Source organism: Roseovarius sp. D0-M9 (assembly GCF_037083805.1).
GTDB lineage: Bacteria > Pseudomonadota > Alphaproteobacteria > Rhodobacterales > Rhodobacteraceae > Roseovarius.
In genome coordinates this window covers 62210-84251 of sequence record NZ_JBAPKZ010000007.1, presented here as the reverse complement: position 1 = coordinate 84251, position 22042 = coordinate 62210, and the positions used below count along the sequence as shown (strand labels likewise).

Genomic DNA, 22042 nt, shown 5'->3' with positions numbered 1-22042 from the left:
CCTTCTTTTTGATTTCCTTGCGGCATTTTGCTCGCTGAACCGATGAATGGCGTGCCATGCGCGTCATCCGATGTCGTTTTTGACGCCCCGACGCTCGCTGCGTTGACGCGCGGCGCGCTCTGCCCAATGGTGAGGGCGAAGCAGCCATTTGTGAGAGACAGCATGATCCGCCTCGATGCCCGCGATCTGGATATCCTGCGCGCGCTGGCCCGCGACGGGCGCATGACCAATGCCGAACTGGCCGTCCGGGCGGGCCTGTCAGCCAGCCCCTGTTGGGAGCGTGTGCGCAAATTGCAGGCGGCGGGCGTGATCGAAGGGATCCACGCGCGCATCGCCCTGAAGAAGCTCGGCCCGCATGTGTCGGTTTTTGTCACGGCAGAACTGACGGGCCACACCGCCGCTGATTTTCGCCGTTTCGAGGCGGCGATGGCCGGCTATGACGAGGTCACCGGATGCTGGGCGCTGGGGGGCGGGTATGATTACCTCTTGCAGATCGTGGCGCGCGATATCGAAGGGTATCAGGCGCTGCTTGACGACATGCTGGAGGCCGGGATCGGGCTGGCGCGGTATTTTACCTATGTCGTGACCAAGACGGTCAAGGACAGTCCCGTGCCGCCCTTTGCCGCGCTCTTGGGTCACTAGCAGAAGAATCTTCTGCACGGCGCAGATTATTCAGTTACACACGCTGCGTGACATGCGGCATTTTCCGCGCAAAGGTGCGGGGCAATTCCGCGCGTAGATATTCCAAGGAGACCTTCCCCGATGCTCAGAAACGATCAGCTGGCCGAATGGGACCGCGACAATTTCTTTCACCCCTCGACCCATCTGGCGCAATTCGCACGCGGCGAGATGCAGAGCCGCATCATCACCGGCGCCAAGGGCTGCCATATCGAGGACCGCGAGGGGAACAAGCATCTCGACGCTTTTGCCGGCCTTTATTGCGTCAACGTCGGCTATGGCCGCTCCGAAATCGCCGAGGCGATTGCCGATCAGGCGCGTGAGTTGGCGTATTACCATGCCTATGTCGGCCACGGCACCGAGGCCAGCATCACGTTGGCCAAGATGGTGCTGGACCGGTCGCCGGATCATATGTCCAAGGTCTATTTCGGCCTCTCGGGTTCGGACGCCAATGAGACCAACATCAAGCTGCTTTGGTATTACAACAATATCCTGGGCCGCCCCCAGAAAAAGAAGATCATCTCGCGCTGGCGCGGTTATCACGGCTCGGGCCTTATGACAGGGTCGCTGACGGGGCTTGAGCTGTTTCACAAGAAGTTCGACCTCCCGCTGGAGCAGGTGATCCATACCGAGGCACCCTATTACTTCCGCCGCGAGGATCAGGGCCAGTCCGAGGCGCAGTTTGTGCAGCATTGCGTCGACAAGCTGGAAGAGCTGATTGCCGAGCACGGCGCCGACACTATCGCCGGTTTCATCGGCGAGCCTGTGCTGGGCACGGGCGGCCTCGTGCCGCCGCCTGCGGGTTATTGGGACGCCATCCAGAAAGTTCTGGACAAGCATGACATCCTGCTGATCGCCGATGAGGTCGTCACCGGCTTTGGCCGCACGGGCAGCATGATGGGGTCGGACCACTACGGGATGAAGCCGGACCTGATGACCATCGCCAAGGGCCTGACCAGTGCCTATGCCCCCTTGTCGGGCAGCATCGTGTCAGATCGCATGTGGAAAGTGCTGGAGCAGGGCACGGACGAAAACGGCCCTATCGGCCACGGCTGGACCTATTCGGCGCATCCCATCGGGGCCGCGGCGGGCGTGGCCAATCTCAAGCTGCTGGACGATCTGAACCTCATCGAGAACAACCGCGAGGTTGGGGCCTACCTGAACGCCGCGATGCGCGACGCGCTGGGCGATCATCCGCATGTCGGGGACATTCGCGGCGAGGGCATGATGTGCGCCGTCGAGTTCGTCAAGGAGCGTGACGGGCGCCACTTCTTTGATGCCGCCGACAAGATCGGCCCGCAGGTGACGACAGCGTTGATGTCGCACGGCGTGATCGGACGGGCGATGCCGCAAGGCGATATCCTGGGCTTTGCCCCGCCCTTCTGCCTCAGCCGCGCCGAGGCGGATGAGGTCGTCAGCAAGACCGTGCTGGCCGTGAAATCCGTGCTGGGCTGATCTGGACATCTGGCCGCGCCCTGCTGGCCATGAGACTGTTCCAAGAAGGGGGCACGCCGCATGCGCGTGCCCCCTTTTTTGCGCGAGCGGATTGCACAAATATTGAACGTCCCTTCGTAAGTGCCGCAATTGGCGTAAAAAGTGACGCATGACGGTTGCAATGAAGCGCGTTTGGCGGTTTAGTCTGCCTCTAACGCGGCAATGATCGCGACTAAATATAAACAACGGGGAGACTCATTTGTCAGAGTCGCAGACCAGCGATGCGTTCGTTGAATTCGAACGCGTGCAAAAGAGCTATGACGGGGAAACCCTTGTCGTCAAAGACCTGAACCTTTCAGTTCCCAAGGGCGAATTTCTGACGATGCTGGGGCCCTCTGGTTCTGGCAAGACGACGTGCCTGATGATGCTGGCCGGTTTCGAGACGGCGACGCATGGCGATATTCGCCTTGGCGGCACGTCGATCAACAACATCCCACCGCACAAGCGCGGGATTGGCATGGTGTTTCAGAACTACGCCCTTTTCCCGCACATGACGATTGCCGAAAACCTCAGCTTTCCGCTGGAGGTGCGCAAGATCGGTAAAGACGACCGGGAAAAGAAGGTCAAGCGCGCGCTCGATATGGTCGAGATGGGCCACTTTGGGGGTCGCCGGCCTGCTCAACTTTCTGGTGGCCAGCAGCAGCGCGTCGCACTGGCCCGCGCGCTGGTGTTCGAGCCCGAGTTGGTCCTGATGGACGAGCCCCTTGGCGCGCTTGACAAGCAGCTGCGCGAAAAGATGCAGTTCGAAATCACCGATCTGGCGCATAACCTAGGGATCACAACGGTTTACGTGACCCATGACCAGACTGAAGCACTGACCATGTCGGACCGCGTTGCTGTCTTTGATGATGGCCGGATTCAGCAGATCGCCGCGCCCGACGAGCTGTATGAGCGCCCCGAGAACAGCTTTGTTGCGCAGTTCATCGGCGAGAACAACACGCTTCAGGGTGTCGTCAAGGAGATCAAGGGCAAGGATGCCGTGGTCCAGCTGGATGGCGGCGAGCTGATTGATTGCCACGCTGTCAACGTCACCAAGGTCGGCGAGCGCACGCAGGTCTCGATCCGCCCCGAGCGTGTTGAATTCGATAAGCAGCGCTTGCAGCAGGGCGTGCATACGCTCAAGGCCGAGGTGCTGGAATTCGTCTATATGGGCGATATTTTCCGCACGCGTCTGCGCGTGGCTGGCAGCGATGATTTCATCGTCAAGACACGCAACGCGCCGGATCAGAAGCGCCTTCAACCCGGAGAGCAGCTGGAGATCGGCTGGCTTCCGCAGGATTGCCGTGCACTGGATGCATGACGTCAGGAATATCGCGGCCATCGCGGCCCGATGAATAGAGGGACTGGCGGACAGGTCCGTGCCGCCCCCTCATCCACAATGAAAACGGGCCTCACTAGGGAGAAAAAAATGAAACTGACCAAAACACTACTGGCCTCGACAGCACTGACCGCTGTGGCGGGTATGGCCTCCGCCGAAGTTGAAGAGCTGACCATCGTAAGCTGGGGCGGCGCATACACCAACTCGCAAACCAAGGCGTATCACGAGCCCTATACCGAGATGACCGGCATATCGATCATCAACGACGACAGCTCGAACGAGGCCGTGGCCAAGCTGCGCGCGATGAACGAGGCCGACAACATCACGTGGGATGTGGTCGACGTGGTCGCCGCCGACGCCATTCGCCTGTGCGACGAAGGCCTGGCGATGGAGATCGACTTCGACGAGATGCTGGCCCCAGGCGATGATGGCTCGGCGCCAACGGATGACTTTGGTGATCTGTTGGTTTCGGACTGCTATGTGCCCAGCATCGTCTATTCGACGACATTCGGCTATCGGACCGATCTGGTCGGCGACACGCCTCCGGATGATGTCTGCGACGTCTTTGACCTCGAAGCATATCCCGGCAAGCGTTCGCTGGAAAAGCGCCCGATCAACAACATGGAATGGGCGCTGCTCTGTGACGGTGTTGCCAAGGACGAAGTCTATGACGTGCTGGAGACCGACGAAGGTCAGCAGCAGGCACTGGACAAGCTGGACACCATTCGCGACAGCGTTGTCTGGTGGTCGACCGGTTCGGACACGCCCCAGCTTCTGGCCGATGGCGAAGTCGTCATGGGATCGACCTACAACGGTCGTCTGTTCAGCCTGATCGAAGAGCAGGACCAGCCCGTTGGCATGCTGTGGGACGCTCAGGTGTTCGACATCGACGGTTGGATCATTCCCACCGGCCTGAGCGAAGAGCGCACGCAAGCGGCTCTGGACTATCTGAAGTTCGCGACGGACACCCAGCGTCTGGCCGATCAGGCCGCCTACATCAGCTATGGCCCGGCGCGCAAATCGTCGGCCCCGCTGGTCGGCCAACATGCCGAGCTGGGAATCGAGATGGCACCCCATATGCCGACCGATCCGGAGAACGCCAAGAACACCTTCCTCTACAACTACGAGTTCTGGGCTGACTACCGCGACGACATCGACGCCAAATTCCAGGCGTGGCTGGCACAATAAGACTGGCACGCGGCGGGCGTTTGCGCCCGCCTCACCGCCCAATATAACGTGCGGCCCGCATAGAACGGGCCGCACACACCAAACGGGGACAACGCTCACATGCCCAAGGGTTATCTGATCGGTCATATCACGGTGAAGGATCCCGGCGCGTATGCGGAATACGTTGCCCGCGACACGCCTATATTTGAGCGGCACGGCGGACGGTTTGTCGTTCGTGGCGGTGCCTGCGAGACGCTTGAGGGTAGCACGCTCGAGCGGCATGTCGTGATCGAATTCCCCAGCTATGTCGCGGCAACCGCCGCCTACAACGACCCCGAATACCAAGCCGTCGCCGACATCCGCAGACGGACCGCCGACAGCGTGATCATCCTGGTCGAAGGGACCGATTGAATATGAGCGATACCGCCACAAACGGGCCGGTCCTGGCCGCCGACGGAACCCCGCTGAAGCGTAGTCTGTCGCGCGCGCTGCGTGTGCAGAAGCTACGTGCGCTGGCCCTGATCGCGCCTTTGCTGATCTTCATCACGATCTCGTTCATCTTCCCCATTGGCGACATGCTGTTTCGATCGGTCGAAAACCAGATCGTTGAAGATACGCTGCCCTACACGGTCGAAGAGCTTGCCGAATGGGATGGCGCAACCGATGAACTGCCCGACGAGGCCGTCTTCCGCGCGATGTATTACGATCTTTTCCTCGCGAGCGAGATGAAGCGGCACACCCGCCTCGGCTCGCGGCTGAACTACGAGGCCAGCGGCATGTCGTCGCTGTTCCGGCAGGCTGGCCGCAAGCTGGACGATCCGGGCGACGATGCGCAAGAGGCGCTCGAGGTTGTCGATCCGCGCTGGGGCGAGCGTGAGACCTATTTCGAACTCTTCAACGCGGGCGCCGGCGTTGCCGTCGACGACGACCTTCTTGCGCTGCAAGAAAAGCGCATTCGTTGGCTGGCCGATGAAAAGCCCGTGGGCGAGATGAATTTCGCCCCGTCGCTGGCCGCCTCAGAGCTGATGCCGACCGCCGCGCGGGCCTACACAGCCTTTGCCGTCATCACAGGCTTGGTCGAAAACGACGTGGTTGCCGAGACACTGCCGGTCGAGACGATCTACCTTGCCCTGCTGGATGATGTGACCAGCCCCCGCTTTGCCGACCGACTGGCCGCTTATGATGGCCCGCAAAAGGATGCGCTGAGCGCGCTGGCCGACGCGGGCCTGACCGCGCCCGACTACCGCGAGATCTTTGCCGAGACGGACGAAGATTGGGTCGCGCTGGAGACCTGGCGGGTGATCCAGACACATAGCGGCAGCTATACCAGCGGTTATTTCCTGAACGCCGTCGACATGCAAAAGACGCCCGACGGCATCGAAGTCCAGCCCGAGAATACACGCGTCCTGATTCAGTTGTTCATTCGCACGCTCATCATGTCGCTGACCATCATGGGCGCCTGCATCCTCTTGGGCTACCCTGTTGCCTGGCTCTTGGCGAACCTGCCGATGCGGCAGGCGAACCTGCTGATGATCCTTGTGCTTCTGCCCTTTTGGACATCGCTCTTGGTGCGGACGTCGGCATGGAAGGTGATGCTGCAACAGCAGGGGGTCATCAATGACGTTCTGGTCTGGGTCGGGCTCGTCGCGGATGAAAACCGCCTGATCATGATCAACAACCAGTTCGGCACGATCATCGCGATGACGCATATCCTGCTGCCGTTCATGATCCTGCCGATGTATTCGGTGATGCAGACGATCAATCCCAGCTATCTGCGCGCGGCCAAATCACTGGGTGCGACCAACTGGACGGCCTTCTGGCGGGTGTATTTTCCGCAGTCCATTCCGGGCATCGGCGCGGGCTCGATCCTCGTCTTCATCCTGTCGATCGGCTATTACATCACGCCCGAAATCGTCGGCGGCACCAAGGGTATCTTTATCTCGAACCGGATCGCCTATCACATCTCGTCGAGCCTGAATTGGGGCCTTGCCGCCGCGCTGGGCACTATCCTGCTGGTCGTCGTTCTGCTGCTCTACTGGTGCTATGACAAGATCGTCGGCATCGACAACGTGAAACTGGGGTAACGCGACATGAGCCTTCCTATCTATGCCACGTTCGGCCAGCGGGTCTGGTACTACGCCTTTCGGGTGATCTGTGCGCTTGTCTTCATCTTTTTGATCACGCCGATCCTTGTGATCATTCCTTTGTCGTTCAACGCCGAGAATTTCTTTACCTTCACGCCAGAGATGCTCAGCTTTGATCCCGACGGATATTCGCTCAAGCATTACCGCGACTTCTTTACCAACAATGAATGGCAGCGCAGCTTCAAGAATTCGCTGATCATTGCGCCGATCGCCACGATCATCTCGGTCAGTCTCGGTACGCTTGCGGCCATCGGCCTCAGCCAGAGCCATGTGCCCTTCCGCCGGGCCATCATGGCCATCCTGATTTCACCGATGATCGTGCCGCTGATCATTTCGGCCACCGGCATGTTCTTTTTCTACTCCAAGATCGGCAATTTCATGGAAGGCTCCATGGGCCTCGACAAGAACCTCGTGGGCTACATCAAGGTGATCCTTGCCCACGCGGTGCTGGGTATCCCCTTTGTCATCATCACCGTGACGGCCACGCTGGTCGGGTTTGACAGCTCATTGACGCGCGCTGCGGCGAACATGGGGGCCAATCCGGTCACCACGTTCTTTCGCGTGCAAATGCCCCTGATCCTGCCGGGCGTGATCTCGGGGGGGCTGTTTGCCTTCATCACGTCCTTCGACGAGGTGGTTGTCGTGCTGTTCGTCGGCTCGGCCTCGCAAAAGACGCTGCCGTGGCAGATGTTCACCGGCCTGCGCGAACAGATCTCGCCCACCATCCTTGCGGTGGCGACCATCCTTGTGTGCATCTCGATCGCCTTGCTGACCACGGTTGAATTGCTCAGGCGGCGGTCCGAGCGATTGCGCGGCATATCGGCGGGCTAAGAAAAAGGGCGCCTCAACGGGGCGCCCTTCGTCCTTGCATGTTGCTGGTTGGTCTAGCTGCGGACCAGTTTCTCATACGTCTCGGCGATGTCCTGCGTCAGCGCGCCGACCTCGAATGTATAGTCGCCGATCATGCCCACGGGCGTCACCTCGGCGGCGGTCCCGGTCAGCCAGCATTGCTCGAACCCTTCCATCTCGCCGGGCATGATGTGACGCTCGTGGACGGTGATGCCCTTGTCCTTGAGCAGCCCGATCACCGTCTGGCGTGTCAGCCCGTTGAGAAAGCAGTCGGCCAGCGGTGTGTGGACCTCCCCGTCCTTGACGAAAAAGATGTTGGCCCCGGTCGCTTCGGCCACATAGCCCCGGTAATCCATGAAGAGCGCGTCCGAGCATCCCTTGGCCTCGGCGGCGTGCTTGGACGTGGTGCAGATCATGTATAGCCCCGCGGCCTTGGCGTGAACGGGGATCGTCTCGGGGCTGGGCCGCTTCCACTTGGAGATGTCCAGCTTGGCACCCTTGGTTTTGGCATCGCCATAGTAGGCGCCCCACTCCCAGGCGGCGATGGCCAGATGCACCGGGTTGCGCGAACTGGCGACACCCATGTCGGGCCCCGCGCCGCGCCATGCGATGGCGCGCACATAGGCATCCGTCAGGCCCGCCTCGGTCAGGACCTGCGCCTTGGCCGCCTCGATCTGGTCCACAGTGTAGGGGATCACGAAGTCCAACTCTCCGGCAGAAAAGTGCAGCCGCTCGGAATGCTCGCGGCTTTTGAAGATCTTGCCATTATACGCGCGCTCACCCTCGAAGACCGAACTGGCATAATGCATCGCATGCGTCAGGATGTGGACATTGGCATCACGCCAATCGACCATTTTGCCATCCATCCAGATCTTGCCGTCGCGGTCGTCGTAGCCAGCCATGATATGCCCTCCAAGGCGCGTTCTTTGCATTTGTTGCGCCAGTTACGACCGGATCGGACGTAAAATTGCGCATAAACTGCGATTCGCTACCAGTTGAAACTTGGAAAGTCAACAAAGCTGACATAAGTTGTGGCAAGAGGACAGCGGAGGGGTGACATGGCTGAGGTTCAAGGCGGAGAGGCGCTGCTCTTTCTGACGGATGAGCAGCTGCAACAGGGCATCGAGGCGATGTTCTTTGCGTATCAGGGCTTCACGGCCGATCCGGACCGGATCCTTGGAACCATGGCCTATGGGCGCGCCCATCACCGGGCGATCCACTTCATCGCCCGCAAGCCGGGCACGACGGTGACGAACCTGCTGAACATCCTGGGCGTGACCAAGCAATCGCTGAACCGCGTGCTGCGCACATTGGTGGATGACGGCCTTGTCGACAGCCGCGTCGGAAAGGTGGACAAGCGCGAACGCAACCTGCAGCTTACGCCCGATGGCGCCGCGCTGGAGCGGCAGCTGAGCGATGCGCAGCGCGCCCGGATGCGCGCGGCCTACCGCGCCGCGGGGCCGGGGGCCGTTGCCGGATTCCGGCAAGTTTTGGAGGCGATGATGGATCCTGACATGCGGCGCCGTTACCAGACCCTCAGAGAGGCGCAATCATGAGCGATCCGGCCCCCCATCTGCTGATCGTCGACGATGACGAGCGTATCCGTGGCCTATTGCGCAAGTTCCTCGCGCGGCATGGCTTCCTGATCTCGGTCGCGCGCGATGCCGCCCATGCACGGCGCTTGCTGGGCGGGCTGGAGTTTGACTTGATCGTGATGGACGTGATGATGCCGGGCGAGGATGGTGTTGCCCTGACACGCGCTCTGCGTGAAACGATGACGACACCCATCCTTTTGCTGACCGCTCGGGGCGAGACGGATGACCGCATCAGCGGGCTTGAGGCGGGTGCAGACGATTATCTGGCAAAACCTTTCGAGCCCAAGGAACTGCTCTTGCGGATCAATGCCATCCTGCGCCGCATGCCCGAGCCTGAGGCCGAGGGCACCGCGCCCAAGATCCTCGCGCTGGGTCCTGTGCGCTATGATATGGAGCGCGCCGAGCTTACCAAAAGCGGCGAGCCCATCCGCCTGACCGCGACCGAGACCCAGCTGATGCGCATTTTCTCGCAATCCTTGCGACAGCCGGTGACCCGATCAAAACTCGTCGAGGATCTGGGCCGCGACCGTGGGCAGGCGCAGGAACGCGCCATTGATGTGCAAATCACCCGGTTGCGCCGCAAGATCGAGGCAGATCCGAAACAGCCCCGCTATCTGCAAACGGTGCGCGGCGAGGGGTATATGTTGGCGCCTGACTGACCTTTTGGAAGCATGGGTATTGGAACCCAAGATAAAAGTAGCCATGCGCCCGGCTTCATCTTGGCAAAAATACTCAAGCCCGAGGCCGAACTCGAAACCCGCCTTCTCTTCTTGTGCGGCGCACTTGATAGAGGCGGGCGCAGGTAGTATTCCCACTGCATGACAAAGATTATCGACATGGATGACAGATCGCGCCTGCCTTGGCGGTTCTTTGGCGCGTCCTTGTCCGTGCTGGCGCATCTATGACGGGCACTCGCCCGATCGTTACCCTTACAATCTGACAAAACGGGAGAGGACCTATGTCCCCCAAGACGCTCTATGACAAGATCTGGGATGCCCACCTGGTGCACGAGGCCGATGATGGCACATCCCTGATCTATATCGATCGCCACCTCGTCCATGAGGTGACCAGCCCGCAGGCCTTTGAGGGGCTGCGCATGACAAACCGCACCGTGCGCGCGCCGGACAAGACGATTGCCGTGCCGGATCACAACGTGCCGACCACACTGGACCGCGCCAAGGGGATCGAAAACCCCGAGAGCAAGATCCAGGTCGAGGCGCTGGACAAGAACGCCGCCGATTTCGGCATCCATTATTACCCCGTTTCGGACGTCCGCCAGGGCATCGTGCATATTGTTGGCCCCGAGCAGGGCTGGACCCTGCCGGGCATGACGGTCGTTTGCGGCGATAGCCATACCGCCACGCATGGCGCTTTTGGCGCGTTGGCGCATGGTATCGGCACCTCCGAAGTCGAGCATGTTCTGGCCACCCAGACGCTGATCCAGCGCAAGGGCAAGAACATGAAGGTCGAGATCACCGGCAAGCTCAGCCCAGGGGTCACCGCCAAGGATATCACCCTCAGCGTCATTGGCGAGACAGGGACCGCAGGTGGCACCGGGTATGTCATCGAGTATTGCGGCGAGGCCATTCGCGATCTGTCGATGGAAGGGCGGATGACCGTCTGCAACATGGCCATCGAGGGCGGTGCGCGCGCCGGTCTGATCGCGCCCGATGAAAAGACGTTTGAATACTGCATGGGCCGCCCCCACGCGCCCAAGGGCGCGCAGTGGGAGGCCGCGATGGCCTGGTGGAAGACGCTTTATTCCGATGACGATGCGCATTGGGACAAGGTCGTGACGCTCAAGGGCGAGGATATCGCGCCGGTCGTCACTTGGGGCACCAGCCCCGAGGATGTTCTGCCCATCACCGCCAAGGTGCCCGGCCCGGCGGATTTCGCGGGTGGCAAGGTCGATGCGGTCAAGCGCGCGCTGGACTACATGGGGCTGACGGCAGGCACGCCGCTGAGCGAGGTCGAGATCGACACGGTCTTTATCGGGTCCTGCACCAACGGCCGGATCGAGGACTTGCGCGCGGCTGCCGCGATCCTCAAGGGCAAGAAGGTCAAGGACGGGCTGCGCGCCATGATCGTCCCCGGCTCGGGCCTTGTGCGGGCGCAGGCCGAGGAAGAGGGGCTGGCCGATATCTTTATCGAGGCGGGCTTTGAATGGCGCCTTGCCGGCTGTTCCATGTGTCTGGCGATGAACCCCGATCAGCTTAGCCCCGGCGAGCGCTGCGCCGCCACGTCAAACCGCAACTTCGAGGGACGGCAAGGGCGCGGCGGTCGCACGCACCTGATGTCGCCCGCGATGGCGGCGGCTGCGGCGATCACGGGCCGCCTGACCGATGTGCGCGAGATGATGTGATGGCCTGCGGCGCGCCCTCAGGATTTGCGCAGCTCGCTGTGCGCTTTGAGCACTTCGCCACCGTCTTCCTGGCGGATGCGGTAGGCTGGCTCGTCTTGGGACGCGTCGCGCGTCACCTCGGTGCCCTTGATCTTGAGTGTGATCTTTTGCGTGTAGACTTGGGTCACCTTTCCGGTTCCGGTGCCATTGCCCCAATCCCAATCGACACTCGCACCCTCGCGATATGACATGATGTTTCCTCTCTTGGCGTTCCACGACTGAACGCCCGCCGTCAAACCCCGGTTCCGGGCAAGCGGCCCCCGACAAAAGGACAGACCGATGGAAAAATTTACCAAGATCAGCGGCATTGCCGCCCCCATGCCGATGATCAACATCGACACTGACATGATCATTCCCAAGCAATTCCTCAAGACGATCAAGCGTTCGGGCCTTGGCGTGAATCTTTTCGATGAGATGCGCTATGACGATGACGGCAAGGAGTTGCCCGATTTCGTCCTGAACAAGCCCGCCTATCGCGAGGCAGAGATCCTCGTCGCGGGCGATAACTTCGGCTGTGGCTCGTCGCGCGAGCATGCGCCTTGGGCAATCAAGGATTTTGGCATTCGCTGTGTCATTGCGCCCAGTTTTGCCGATATCTTTTACAACAACTGCTTCAAGAACGGCATCCTGCCCATCGCGCTGCCTCAGGAGCAGGTGGATCTGCTGATGGCCGAGGCGCAGAAGGGTGCGAATGCGCGGATCGAGGTCGATCTGGAGGCGCAGACCGTCACCACCTCTGACGGCGAAGCGATCACTTTCGAAATCGACGCGTTCAAGAAGCATTGTCTGCTGGAAGGGCTCGACGATATCGGCCTGACGATGGAGAAGGCCGCGGCGATCGACACCTTCGAGGCGAGCGCCAGCACCCAGCGCCCTTGGGTGTAAGCTGCATCGTGGTGGGGCGCTATTACGCCCTCCCCAGCGCCGCGCCCTTGGCCTGAGACTTCAGCTGAGGGCGCGCACCCTCCATATTTTGCACTGCCTCTGCCAAAGGCTGTGATCCGGGCTCTGGCGGACCGCTTTAGTGGCGTATGCCGCCACGCCACCCATATCTTGTGGCGCGCACATTCCCTGCCTTTTGCAGCGCCCGGAATTGATGCAATCGGGCACCACTACTTTAACTGATTGCGCCAACTGCTCGAAAAGACGCTCTATTTCTTGAGAGAGAAGCTCAAACAAGGCAAGATCAAGGCTGAATTGAGGCATACCGCCATAAAGAGCGGGATCAAGTTGGAACAACGCCGCGGCATCGTATCGTGGCAGGCCAAGTTGAAGGGGTCGGGCAGTGTTTTCACATGTCGCAGGCGCGGTTGTGCGCGCCTTATTGGTGGCTGTTCTGATCGCCCTGCCATCGCTGATGGTGGATCAAGGCGCTCATGAGGCCAGCCAGATCATTCTGCTGATCGCTTTTGCGGCGGGCCTTTTGGTGTTTGCCGAATATTGGGCCCATTCGCCCAGCATAATCGAATTCCGTTTTGCTGCGCCCTACAACCGGATCAAGTTCATTGCCCTAGGCGCAGTCATCCTGATCCTGTCGATCATTGCGCGCGGTGGACATGATCCTAGCTCGTTGGCGTTGCTTTTGACCGACCTCGGTCGCAGCATTGGCGGACTTCTTGATTTTCCATACTCGCCGGTGCGTCAGGTTCTATTGCTGTTGCCTGTGCATACGCCACTTGAGGTGGTCGATTTCGTCGGCATCGCGGCGGGGCTCAGCTATGCGGCTGCGCTGGTCATCATCGTGCTCTTTACCTTGATCGTTCGCATTCTCGGCTGGCCCGTGCGGCACGGCGCCTTCAATGTCTGGATGAATTTGCCTCTCTTTGATCCAACACGCGGCGGCGATGTCGTGCAGAAGCTTCAGCGCGAAGCAAGCATTAACCTTTCGTTAGGCTTCGTGCTGCCATTCTTGCTGCCAGTGATCGCGGCCGTGATGCAGGGCGTTATCGAGACGACGTCGGTGCTTCACCCGCAAACCTTGATCTGGACGATTTGTGGATGGGCCTTTCTTCCCGCCAGCCTCGTGATGAGGGGCATCGCAATGTACCGTGTGGCCGAGCTGATTTCGGCCAAGCGGCGCCGTGCCTATGCGCAGGCCGAGCAGTCGTTGCAGGCGGTCTGATTGCGCTTTGCGTTTTATGGCTGGCGCTGGGTTCGGCCGCTTGGGGCGGCACCCTGCGGGTCGCAACCTACAACACCGATCTGTCGCGTGATGGGCCGGGCCTGCTCTTGCGCGATATCTTGCGGGGTGATGAACAGGCTCAGGCCGTCGCCTCGGTGATCGCGGGCGCGGGCGCGGACGTCATCCTGCTCCAGAATATCGACTATGACATCGACCTCTTGGCCCTGGGCGCGTTGCAGGATCTTATTGCGCAGCAGGGCTTGGACTATCCGCACATCTTTGCGCTCAGGCCGAACACCGGCATGTCCACCGGCATAGATCTGGACCGTGACGGGCGGCTGGGCGAGCCTGAGGATGCGCAAGGACACGGTGATTTCGCCGGGCATGGCGGCATGGCGCTTTTGTCGCGCTGGCCGATCGACACGGCGGGTGTGAGGGACCTCAGCGGCATTTTATGGCGCGAGATGCCGCAGCCGATGCTGCCCCGGCAGGATGGCGCACCTTACTATTCTATCGAGACGCTCGATATCCTGCGCCTTGCCGATGTGGCCCATTGGGCGGTGCCGGTGCGCCATCCCTCTGGGCCGGTGACTGTGCTGGCCTTTCACGCGAATCCGCCCGTGTTCGACGGACCGGAGGATCGCAACGGGCGGCGCAACCACGATCAGCTCAGGTTCTGGAGTCATTACCTCGATGGCGATTTTGGCCCCGCACCGGACCGGCGCTTTGTCCTATTAGGGTCTGCCAATCAGGACCCGGAGCGCGGTGAAGGGATCAAGGCCGGCATACGCGGGCTTCTGTCGGATCCACGCATTCGCGATGTCCGTCCTTCGCGTCCGGGCGGCACGCCGCGCACGGCCACGGTGCATTGGCCGCGCGTGACCCCGCCCGTTCAACGGGTCAGCTATGTCCTGCCCTCGCTGGACTGGGATGTGAGCGCGTCAGGTGTGATCTGGCCACTGGACGGCCCTGCGGCCGATACCGCGGCGTTGGCCAGCCGCCACCGCATCGTCTGGGCCGATCTGGTGGTCGACCCGCCTGACGAGAGCGTCATGCCATGAGCGCCTAGATACCAGCTAAAGGCGAGGCGTGCGCAGCGTTCACAGCGCACGACCCGAAACCGAGAGTTGCAAGGGTGTGTCGGGCCGCCTCAGACCCACTTGGCCAGAGGTGGCAGCGACATGAGAACCGCGTTGGCGTCATGCCCCGTCGCAAGGCCGAACTTGGTGCCGCGGTCGTAGACAAGGTTGTATTCGGCATAAAGGCCGCGATGGATCAGCTGCGCGTCCTTGTCCGCATCGTCCCAGGTTTGGGTGCGCCGCGCTTCGACCAGCGGCACATAAGCGGGCAGGAAGGCGCGCCCGATGTCTTGGGTCAGCGCAAAATCCGCCTCCCAATCGCCGGAGTTCTGATCGTCCATGAAGATGCCGCCGACGCCGCGCGCCCGCTTGCGATGGGGAATGTAGAAATATTCGTCCGCCCATTCCTTGAGCCGGGGGTAGAGGTCTGCGCCGTGCGGGTCCAGATGCGCGCGCTGCTGCGTATGGAAATGCGCCGTGTCACCCTCATACTCGATGCAGGGGTTCAAATCCGAACCACCGCCGAACCACCAGGCATGCGGCGTCCAGAACATGCGCGTATTCATGTGAACGGCCGGGCAATGCGGGTTCTGCATATGCGCGACAAGGCTGATGCCGCTGGCCCAGAAGCTGGGATCACTCTCCATACCCGGCACACCGCGCGCGGCCATTGCCTTTTGCGCGCCCTCGCCCAATTGGCCGTAAACCTCCGAGACGTTGACACCGACCTTTTCGAAAACGCGCCCGCCGCGCATGACGCTCATCAGGCCGCCGCCCGCGTCACTGCCGTCATCGGCGCTGCGCCGTGTTTCGCTGACCTCGAACCGGCCCGGCTCTGCATCCGCCAGAGGGCCGGTATCGTGACTGTCCTCCAACCCCTCGAAGGCTGCGACGATCTGGTCGCGCAAACTGCGAAACCATTCGGCGGCGCGACGCTTTTCGCTGGAGAAATCGTTGGTCATGGGTGTCCCTTCTAGGATGGTCAGTGCGCGGGGGCCGCCACAGGATCGACCAAGGATCGCCCGCCGTCCAGTGTCATGATCTGTCCGGTCATGAAGCTGGCGGCATCGCTGGCCAGAAACTGCACCGCGTCGACCAACTCGCTGCACGCTGCGATGCGGCCAAGCGGCGTGTGCTGCTCGATATCGTCGCGGTAGTCGTCGTGATCCTTGAGCGTTTCCTGCAACGACCGACTCATCACCGAGCCGAAGGCAAGCGCGTTGACGCGGATCCGGTGCGGCGCCAGCGTGACGGCAAGGGAGCGCGTCATCTGGTCAATGGCCGCCGACGAAATCCCGTAGGCCAAAAGGTCGGGATTGGCCCGGCAGGTCGCGATGGACGAGAGGTTAATGATGACGCCACCGGAGGGCGCCTCCTCGTCTTCGGACTGCTTGATCATGCGCTTGGCCACCAGCTGGCTCAGGCGCAGGGCGGTCATCAGGTTTTGCTCGATCAGCAGTGAGACAGCATCGTCGTCGGGGTTCAGCGGGTCTGACGTGACGACCTGGCGCGATGCGTTGATGAGGATATCAACCGACTCGAATGCGTCGATTGTTGCCGACAGCAGGTTGGCGAGCGTCAGCTTTTGCCGCAGGTCGCCTGCAAAGTAGCGAATGTTACCGTCGTCGGGCTGATCGCCCAGTTGCGCGATCAGCATCTCCTCGTCCATGTCCGCAAACATGACGTTCGCGCCCTTGTCGGCCAGGTGCCGCCCGATGGCGAGGCCGATACCATTGGCCCCGCCGGTGACGATGGCCGTCTTGCCGGATACCGAAAATGACATTGTGAATGCGTCCTTGTGAGGGTGGGCTAGCGCTTCTTGCGCAGGGGCCGCCGGGCGTGCAGCAGCTTGAACCGGGTGTCGCCACCGGGGGCTTCTGACACGTCTGCAAAGAGGCCGGCGAGTGTTGTTTCGTATGGCAGATGGCGGTTGGCCACCATCCAGAGCTGGCCCGATGGCTTCAGCATTTCGGCAGATGCCGAGATGAAGGCGCGGCCCAGTGCAGGGTCGGCCTTGCGGGCCGTGTGAAAGGGAGGGTTCATCACAATCGTGTCCGCGCCCGTTTCGGGGCGCCAGCGCAGTGCATCCTCCCAGTGAAACTGCGCGCGCGGGTCGGCCACGTTGATCCGCGCGCAGGCGAGTGCGGCATGGTCGGCCTCGACCACGTCGATGTGTTTGACGCTCTCGCGTTCCAGCACACGGCGGGTGATGTAGCCCCAACCTGCGCCCAGATCGATCACGTGCGCGCCAAGCGTTTCGGGCAGGTTGTCGGCCAATGCCTGAGAGGCAGGGTCTATCGCATCGGCGGAAAACACGCCCGGTGCGGTGACATAGTCGCCCTCGATCTCGCCGGGCGCGCCAGCGCGCCAGCCTGCCAGTTCGGGGGCCGGATCCATCCAGAAAAGCTTGCCATGAGCCTTGTTGATCGGGCCCGATACGCCATCGGCCTGCTTGCGGCACGCCTTCATGGCCGATTCGATGCCGTCGGTTTTCAGCCCGTCGACGATCACCGGCCCGTCCGTCACATCTGCCGCTTCGGCGATCAGCGCGCGGGCACGGTCCTTGGCGCGCGGAAGGCAGACGAGCGCAGCACCATAGCGCCCCTCGGGCGCGGTATTGCAGGCAAATCCGAGCGCCGCGAAATAGTCGCTGTCCGGCTTGGTGCCGGTGATGACGTGGCATAGATCCTGTGGCAATTCCGACAGGTCATGATCGGGTGTCGGCGCAAAGACCGCGATGCGCGCGTCATCCGGCAGGGACAAACCGCCGCCCCCGAGCGCCAAGGACAATCTAATGCCGGACATGATGTCTATTCCCGTTCCATTGTGCATTGCAGCGGGTGTTGGTGCTTGCGGGCAAAGTCCATGACTTGCGCCACCTTGGTTTCCGCGATCTCGTGACTGAAGACGCCGACGACCGCAACGCCCTTTTTGTGGACGGTCAGCATGATTTCGAACGACTGCGCGCTGCTGAGGCCAAAGAATCGCTCCAGCACGGCGACGACGAATTCCATCGGAGTGTAATCGTCGTTCAGCAAGAGCACCTTGTAGAGGGGCGGACGCTTGGTCTTGGGGCGGGTGGCGACCACGACGGAACTGTCGCTGTCGTCATCGTCATCGGTGGCCATTGTCCATTGCTGCGATGTCATGAGGTCCATGTGTCTGCTGCGCTCGTCGGTGTGTCTGGGCGGGTAACTCAAAGACGATATATAGCCTTTGGCTGAAATTTTGAAAGGGGGGCTGCGCCCTTGATCGGCTCGGGTCAGGCGGTGCCCCAACCTTCGGACTGCATCTCGCGCAGGCGGCTGGCGGTGCGCTCGAACTCGAAACTTCCCTCACCTTCGACGTAGAGAAACTCGGGCGTTGCGGCTGCCGAACAGATCAGTTGAACTTTGGCCTCGTAGAGCGCGTCGATCAATGTGACAAAGCGTTTCGCTTCGTTGAAGTTTTGGCGGCTGAGCAAGGGAATATCCTCAAGCACGAGCACGCGCGCGGCATCAGCCAGCGCCAGGTAATCCGCCGCGCCCAACATGCGCCCGCACAGCTGATAGAACGTGGCCCGCGCGACGCCGTTGTGAAAGGCGGGGATCTCCAGCTCGCGCTTTTGCACGGTAAGTGTGTGCGGTTTTGCCTTGCCCTCGGTCAGGTTTTGCCAGACCTGCTCGATCTGCGCGCGCGCTTCGGCGTTGTTGGGTGTGAAATACGTGGGGCTGCCTGCGATACGGTCCTGCCGGTAGTCATTGGGCGAGGTCAGCTCGTGGACGACCATCCGCTCCTTGATCAGTTCGATGAAGGGCAAAAAGAGCTGACGGTTCAGCCCGTTCTTGTACAAATCATCCGGCACCCGGTTGGACGTGGTGACCACCACGACCCCCGCATCGAAAAGCGCCTGAAAGAGGCGGCCCACGATCATCGCGTCGGTGATGTCGGTGATCTGCATTTCGTCGAAGGCCAACAGGCGCACGTCCTTGGCCACCTTTTCCGCAACGGGGGCGACCGCATCCTGCTCGCCCTTCTGGCGCGCGGCGTGGATGCCCGCATGGATTTCCTGCATGAAGGCATGAAAATGCACCCGCCTGTTCGGCACGTCCAGCGAGGCGGCGAACATATCCATCAGCATGGATTTGCCGCGCCCGACACCGCCCCACATATAGAGGCCCTTGGGCGGCTCGGGCGCCTTGCGGAACCATCCCCTCGATTGCGGCTCGGCCAGTGCGGAGCGAATGCGCTCGAACTCGGGCAGGACGGCCTCCTGCGCGGGATCGGCGGTCAGCTCGCCGGAATTGACCTTTTGGGCGTAAATGTCGGGCATTGTTGTCATGGGCGGTGGCATACCCCGCGCAGCAGCAACTGGAAAGCCATCAGGCGCGTGCATCCTTGGGCGAGCCCATCACGACATAGGATGTGATCGCGTTAACCTGCGGCAACACGCCCATGACATCGGTGTGAAACGCCTTGTAGCTGGGCAGATCGGCCACCTCTATCCGCACCAGATATTCGACCGCCCCGGTGATGTTGTGACACTCCACAACTTCGGGCGCGGCGGCCATTGCCCGCTCGAACGCCTGCTGGCTGGCCTTGGTGTGGCTGTTGAGGCCGACGGTCGCATAGGCGACAAAGCCGACGCCCATCGCGCCGCGATCGAGGACCGCGCGGTAGCCTGCAATCACGCCCCGGCGCTCCAGATCCTGCACGCGGCGCAGGCACGCGCTGGGCGAGAGGCCGCAGCGCTCGGCCAGCAGGATGTTGCTGATGCGCCCGTCGCGGGTAAGCTCTTGCAATATGCGTTCTGTTACTTTGTCCATTCCGCGTAATAATTGCATAAATTTACTGATTACGCAAATATACGCAATTTACTTGCAGGCTTGCTTGAATATTATTGCGTGTATGACAGTGGATATTCTCATGGCGCTGGTCGCCTTCTGCTTTGTCGGGGTCATCACGCCCGGCCCGAACAACCTGATGCTGATGGCGTCGGGAGCCAATTTTGGCTTTCGCCGCACGGTGCCGCATATGTTCGGGATCGGGGTGGGGATGCCCGTGCTGACGCTGCTTGTGGGCGTCGGCATCATCCGCGTCTTTGAGGCGTTTCCCATCGTGCAGACGATCCTGACACTTCTCAGTGTGCTTTACCTGCTGTTCCTGGCGTGGAAGATCGCCAATGCCGCCCCGCCCCCGCAGGCGGGCGCGGAGGAGATCGGCAAGCCGCTGACCTTCTTGCAAGCAGCCGCGTTCCAGTGGGTCAATCCCAAGGCGTGGTTCATGGCGCTTTCGACCATCACGCTCTATGCGGGCGGTCGCGAGCCGACGGCGATCTTGTGGGTCGCGGGCGTCTATTGCGCGGTCTCGTCGATCAGCACGACCAGCTGGACGGCGCTTGGCCAGCAGATGCGCAGGTTTCTGGGCACGCGAGGGCGGCTGCGTGCGTTCAACTGGACAATGGCCGTGCTCTTGGTGGCGACGCTGATCCCCGTTCTGATGCCTCACTAGGAGCGTGGACGGTGCGCGCGGCGCGGCAACCTGATTGCATTTGGCACGTCGCAGGGTCATATAACGCAGGCACCAACCGGAGCCGACCCCATGACGCAATATCTCGACTTTGAAAAACCCCTCGCCGAAATCGAAGGCAAGGCCGAAGAGCTGCGGGCGATGGCGCGCGCGGGCGAGGGTGTCGATGTCGAAGAGGAGGCGGCCGCGCTGGACAAGAAGGCCGCGAACATGCTGCGCGACCTCTACAAGGACCTTACGCCCTGGCGCAAATGCCAGGTGGCGCGCCACCCCGAACGGCCCCATTGCAGTGACTACATCAAGGCATTGTTCACGGAATACACGCCGCTGGCCGGGGATCGCAACTTTGCGGACGATCACGCGGTGATGGGCGGTCTGGCGCGTCTGGATGACCGCCCCGTGATGGTGATTGGCCATGAAAAGGGCAATGACACGAAATCCCGGATCGAGCGTAATTTCGGCATGGCCCGCCCCGAGGGATACCGCAAGGCGATCCGCCTGATGGAGATGGCGGGCAAGTTCGGCCTGCCGGTCATCACGTTGGTCGATACGCCCGGTGCCTATCCCGGAAAGGGCGCCGAAGAGCGTGGACAATCCGAGGCGATTGCACGCTCCACCGAGAAATGCCTTCAGATTGGCGTGCCCCTGGTCAGCGTCGTGATCGGCGAGGGTGGATCGGGCGGCGCCGTCGCTTTCGCCAGCGCCAACCGTGTCGCCATGCTGGAGCATTCGGTTTATTCCGTGATTTCGCCCGAGGGCTGCGCGTCGATCCTGTGGAAGGATTCCGAAAAGATGCGCGAGGCGGCCGAGGCGCTGCGCCTCACGGCGCAGGATCTGTTCAAGCTGGGTATTGCCGACCGCCTGATCGACGAGCCGATGGGCGGGGCGCATCGCAACCCCAAGAAGGCGATGGAAAACGTCCGCGCCGCGCTGATTCAGATGCTGGGCGGTCTGGATGGCATGGACGCCAAGGCGCTGGTGCAGGACCGCCGCGAAAAATTCCTGAGCCTGGGCAGCAAGGGTCTGGCGGCTTAACTCGCCAGCATTCTCAGCCCTTGCGTCACATCTGACCGCACGGCGAGGCGCAGCGCAGGCTCGTCCCCCGCCTTGAGCGCACCGATGATGAGGCGATGATAGGGGGGCGGTTCTTTCTGGCGCAGCTTGCCATATAGCTTGCGCATCGTCGGGCCAAGTTGCAGCCAGACCGTCTCGGCCATGGCCAGCATCGCGGGGGCCTGAGCGCGCAGATAGAGCGTGCGGTGAAACTCCAGATTGCGGCGGATATAGGCGACGGCATCGTGCCGCGCGATATCCTCGGCGATCGCGCCGTTGATCGTGGTCAGCCGGTCGATCAGCGCGATATGGGCGCGGGGCAGAGCGCGGCTGGCCAATTCGACCTCAAGAAGTGAGCGCAGCGCGGCCAGTTCCTCGATTCGGTCGTTGCTCAACTCGGGGGTCGCCACCCGGCCCGATTGGCTGAGCGTCAGCGCGCCCTCGGCCACCAGCCTGCGCAACGCCTCGCGTGCAGGCGTCATCGAAACATCGAATTCCTTGCCGATACCGCGCAGCGTCAGCGCCTGGCCCGGTGCGATCTGGCCGTGCATGATGCGCGTGCGAAGGCCGCGATAAACGCGGTCATGGGCAGCGGGAACTGGATCGGGACGCGGGTTCATCAGCATGAGACCCT

Annotated in this window: 24 protein-coding genes and 1 pseudogene; 15 read left to right on the top strand and 10 right to left on the bottom strand. The window is 61.6% G+C overall.

All coding sequences use genetic code 11. From position 1 onward, the window contains the following. The first annotated feature begins 165 nt into the window (after positions 1–165). From V8352_RS06910 to V8352_RS06880, 7 genes and pseudogenes are all read left to right on the top strand, one after another. Positions 166–642 (top strand): Lrp/AsnC family transcriptional regulator, encoded by a 477-nt coding sequence (locus V8352_RS06910; protein WP_336423588.1) that lies wholly within the window; start codon positions 166–168, stop codon positions 640–642. Positions 643–762: 120 nt separating this feature from the next. Beyond that, positions 763–2133, top strand: coding sequence for an aspartate aminotransferase family protein (locus V8352_RS06905; protein ID WP_336423537.1), 1371 nt, complete (start codon positions 763–765; stop codon positions 2131–2133). 238 nt (positions 2134–2371) lie between these two features. After that, a complete protein-coding gene (locus tag V8352_RS06900; RefSeq protein WP_336423536.1) occupies positions 2372–3472 on the top strand; it encodes an ABC transporter ATP-binding protein in 1101 nt (366 codons plus the stop codon). Between the two features lie 108 nt (positions 3473–3580). Further along, positions 3581–4678 (top strand): extracellular solute-binding protein, encoded by a 1098-nt coding sequence (locus V8352_RS06895; protein WP_336423535.1) that lies wholly within the window; start codon positions 3581–3583, stop codon positions 4676–4678. Between the two features lie 99 nt (positions 4679–4777). Next, positions 4778–5068: a DUF1330 domain-containing protein gene (locus tag V8352_RS06890; RefSeq protein WP_336423534.1), complete on the top strand. Its 291-nt coding sequence runs from the start codon at positions 4778–4780 to the stop codon at positions 5066–5068. A 2-nt stretch (positions 5069–5070) separates the two neighbouring features. Further along, a complete protein-coding gene (locus V8352_RS06885; protein WP_336423533.1) occupies positions 5071–6741 on the top strand; it encodes an ABC transporter permease in 1671 nt (556 codons plus the stop codon). A 12-nt stretch (positions 6742–6753) separates the two neighbouring features. Next, positions 6754–7632: pseudogene (locus tag V8352_RS06880) on the top strand (ABC transporter permease); the annotation flags it as partial. A gap of 53 nt (positions 7633–7685) precedes the next feature. Here the strand turns inward: V8352_RS06880 and V8352_RS06875 are convergent. After that, the gene (locus tag V8352_RS06875; protein ID WP_336423531.1) at positions 7686–8552 is read right to left on the bottom strand and encodes a branched-chain amino acid aminotransferase; all 867 of its coding nucleotides are present in this window, start codon (positions 8550–8552) and stop codon (positions 7686–7688) included. A 156-nt stretch (positions 8553–8708) separates the two neighbouring features. Between V8352_RS06875 and V8352_RS06870 the strand changes: the two genes are divergently transcribed. The 3 genes from V8352_RS06870 (at position 8709) to leuC (ending at position 11607) form a co-directional block, all read left to right on the top strand. Then, a complete protein-coding gene (locus tag V8352_RS06870; RefSeq protein ID WP_336423530.1) occupies positions 8709–9206 on the top strand; it encodes a MarR family winged helix-turn-helix transcriptional regulator in 498 nt (165 codons plus the stop codon). Next, positions 9203–9904, top strand: a complete 702-nt coding sequence (locus V8352_RS06865; RefSeq protein ID WP_336423529.1) for a response regulator — start codon at positions 9203–9205, stop codon at positions 9902–9904. Before V8352_RS06870 ends, V8352_RS06865 begins: the two co-directional genes overlap by 4 nt. 299 nt (positions 9905–10203) lie before the next feature. Further along, positions 10204–11607, top strand: coding sequence for a 3-isopropylmalate dehydratase large subunit (gene leuC, locus V8352_RS06860; protein ID WP_336423528.1), 1404 nt, complete (start codon positions 10204–10206; stop codon positions 11605–11607). A gap of 17 nt (positions 11608–11624) precedes the next feature. On the opposite strand, the gene V8352_RS06855 is transcribed toward leuC, so the two are convergent. Continuing rightward, positions 11625–11837: a DUF2945 domain-containing protein gene (locus tag V8352_RS06855; RefSeq protein WP_336423527.1), complete on the bottom strand. Its 213-nt coding sequence runs from the start codon at positions 11835–11837 to the stop codon at positions 11625–11627. Between the two features lie 88 nt (positions 11838–11925). Here V8352_RS06855 and leuD point away from each other — a divergent pair, with 88 nt between their 5' ends. After that, a complete protein-coding gene (gene leuD, locus V8352_RS06850) occupies positions 11926–12531 on the top strand; it encodes a 3-isopropylmalate dehydratase small subunit (RefSeq protein WP_336423526.1) in 606 nt (201 codons plus the stop codon). A 60-nt stretch (positions 12532–12591) separates the two neighbouring features. On the opposite strand, the gene V8352_RS06845 is transcribed toward leuD, so the two are convergent. Continuing rightward, entirely contained in the window at positions 12592–12885 is a 294-nt protein-coding gene (locus tag V8352_RS06845) for a hypothetical protein (protein ID WP_336423525.1), read from the bottom strand. A gap of 46 nt (positions 12886–12931) precedes the next feature. On the opposite strand from V8352_RS06845, the gene V8352_RS06840 reads away from it, so the two are divergent. Beyond that, positions 12932–13768, top strand: coding sequence for a hypothetical protein (locus V8352_RS06840; RefSeq protein WP_336423524.1), 837 nt, complete (start codon positions 12932–12934; stop codon positions 13766–13768). Beyond that, positions 13765–14829, top strand: a complete 1065-nt coding sequence (locus V8352_RS06835; protein WP_336423587.1) for an endonuclease/exonuclease/phosphatase family protein — start codon at positions 13765–13767, stop codon at positions 14827–14829. Before V8352_RS06840 ends, V8352_RS06835 begins: the two co-directional genes overlap by 4 nt. 89 nt (positions 14830–14918) lie before the next feature. On the opposite strand, the gene hemF is transcribed toward V8352_RS06835, so the two are convergent. The 6 genes from hemF to V8352_RS06805 form a co-directional block, all read right to left on the bottom strand. Continuing rightward, positions 14919–15809 carry an oxygen-dependent coproporphyrinogen oxidase gene (gene hemF, locus V8352_RS06830; RefSeq protein WP_336423523.1) on the bottom strand — a complete coding sequence of 297 codons (891 nt, stop codon included), beginning with the start codon at positions 15807–15809 and terminating at the stop codon, positions 14919–14921. A 20-nt stretch (positions 15810–15829) separates the two neighbouring features. Beyond that, a complete protein-coding gene (locus tag V8352_RS06825) occupies positions 15830–16630 on the bottom strand; it encodes an SDR family NAD(P)-dependent oxidoreductase (RefSeq protein WP_336423522.1) in 801 nt (266 codons plus the stop codon). 26 nt (positions 16631–16656) lie between these two features. Further along, entirely contained in the window at positions 16657–17652 is a 996-nt protein-coding gene (locus V8352_RS06820; RefSeq protein WP_336423521.1) for a class I SAM-dependent methyltransferase, read from the bottom strand. A 5-nt stretch (positions 17653–17657) separates the two neighbouring features. Next, positions 17658–17996, bottom strand: coding sequence for an ATP-dependent Clp protease adapter ClpS (gene clpS / locus V8352_RS06815; protein ID WP_336423586.1), 339 nt, complete (start codon positions 17994–17996; stop codon positions 17658–17660). Positions 17997–18109: 113 nt separating this feature from the next. Further along, the gene (zapE, locus tag V8352_RS06810) at positions 18110–19168 is read right to left on the bottom strand and encodes a cell division protein ZapE (RefSeq protein WP_336423520.1); all 1059 of its coding nucleotides are present in this window, start codon (positions 19166–19168) and stop codon (positions 18110–18112) included. 40 nt (positions 19169–19208) lie between these two features. Next, positions 19209–19652 (bottom strand): Lrp/AsnC family transcriptional regulator, encoded by a 444-nt coding sequence (locus V8352_RS06805; RefSeq protein WP_336423519.1) that lies wholly within the window; start codon positions 19650–19652, stop codon positions 19209–19211. 82 nt (positions 19653–19734) lie between these two features. Here V8352_RS06805 and V8352_RS06800 point away from each other — a divergent pair, with 82 nt between their 5' ends. Continuing rightward, a complete protein-coding gene (locus V8352_RS06800) occupies positions 19735–20337 on the top strand; it encodes a LysE family translocator (protein WP_336423518.1) in 603 nt (200 codons plus the stop codon). Between the two features lie 90 nt (positions 20338–20427). After that, a complete protein-coding gene (locus tag V8352_RS06795) occupies positions 20428–21390 on the top strand; it encodes an acetyl-CoA carboxylase carboxyltransferase subunit alpha (protein ID WP_336423517.1) in 963 nt (320 codons plus the stop codon). Here the strand turns inward: V8352_RS06795 and V8352_RS06790 are convergent. Then, complete coding sequence (locus tag V8352_RS06790; protein WP_336423516.1) at positions 21387–22034, bottom strand: GntR family transcriptional regulator; 648 nt, start codon at positions 22032–22034, stop codon at positions 21387–21389. The two genes, V8352_RS06795 and V8352_RS06790, sit on opposite strands and share 4 nt — an antisense overlap. Positions 22035–22042: the final 8 nt, after the last annotated feature.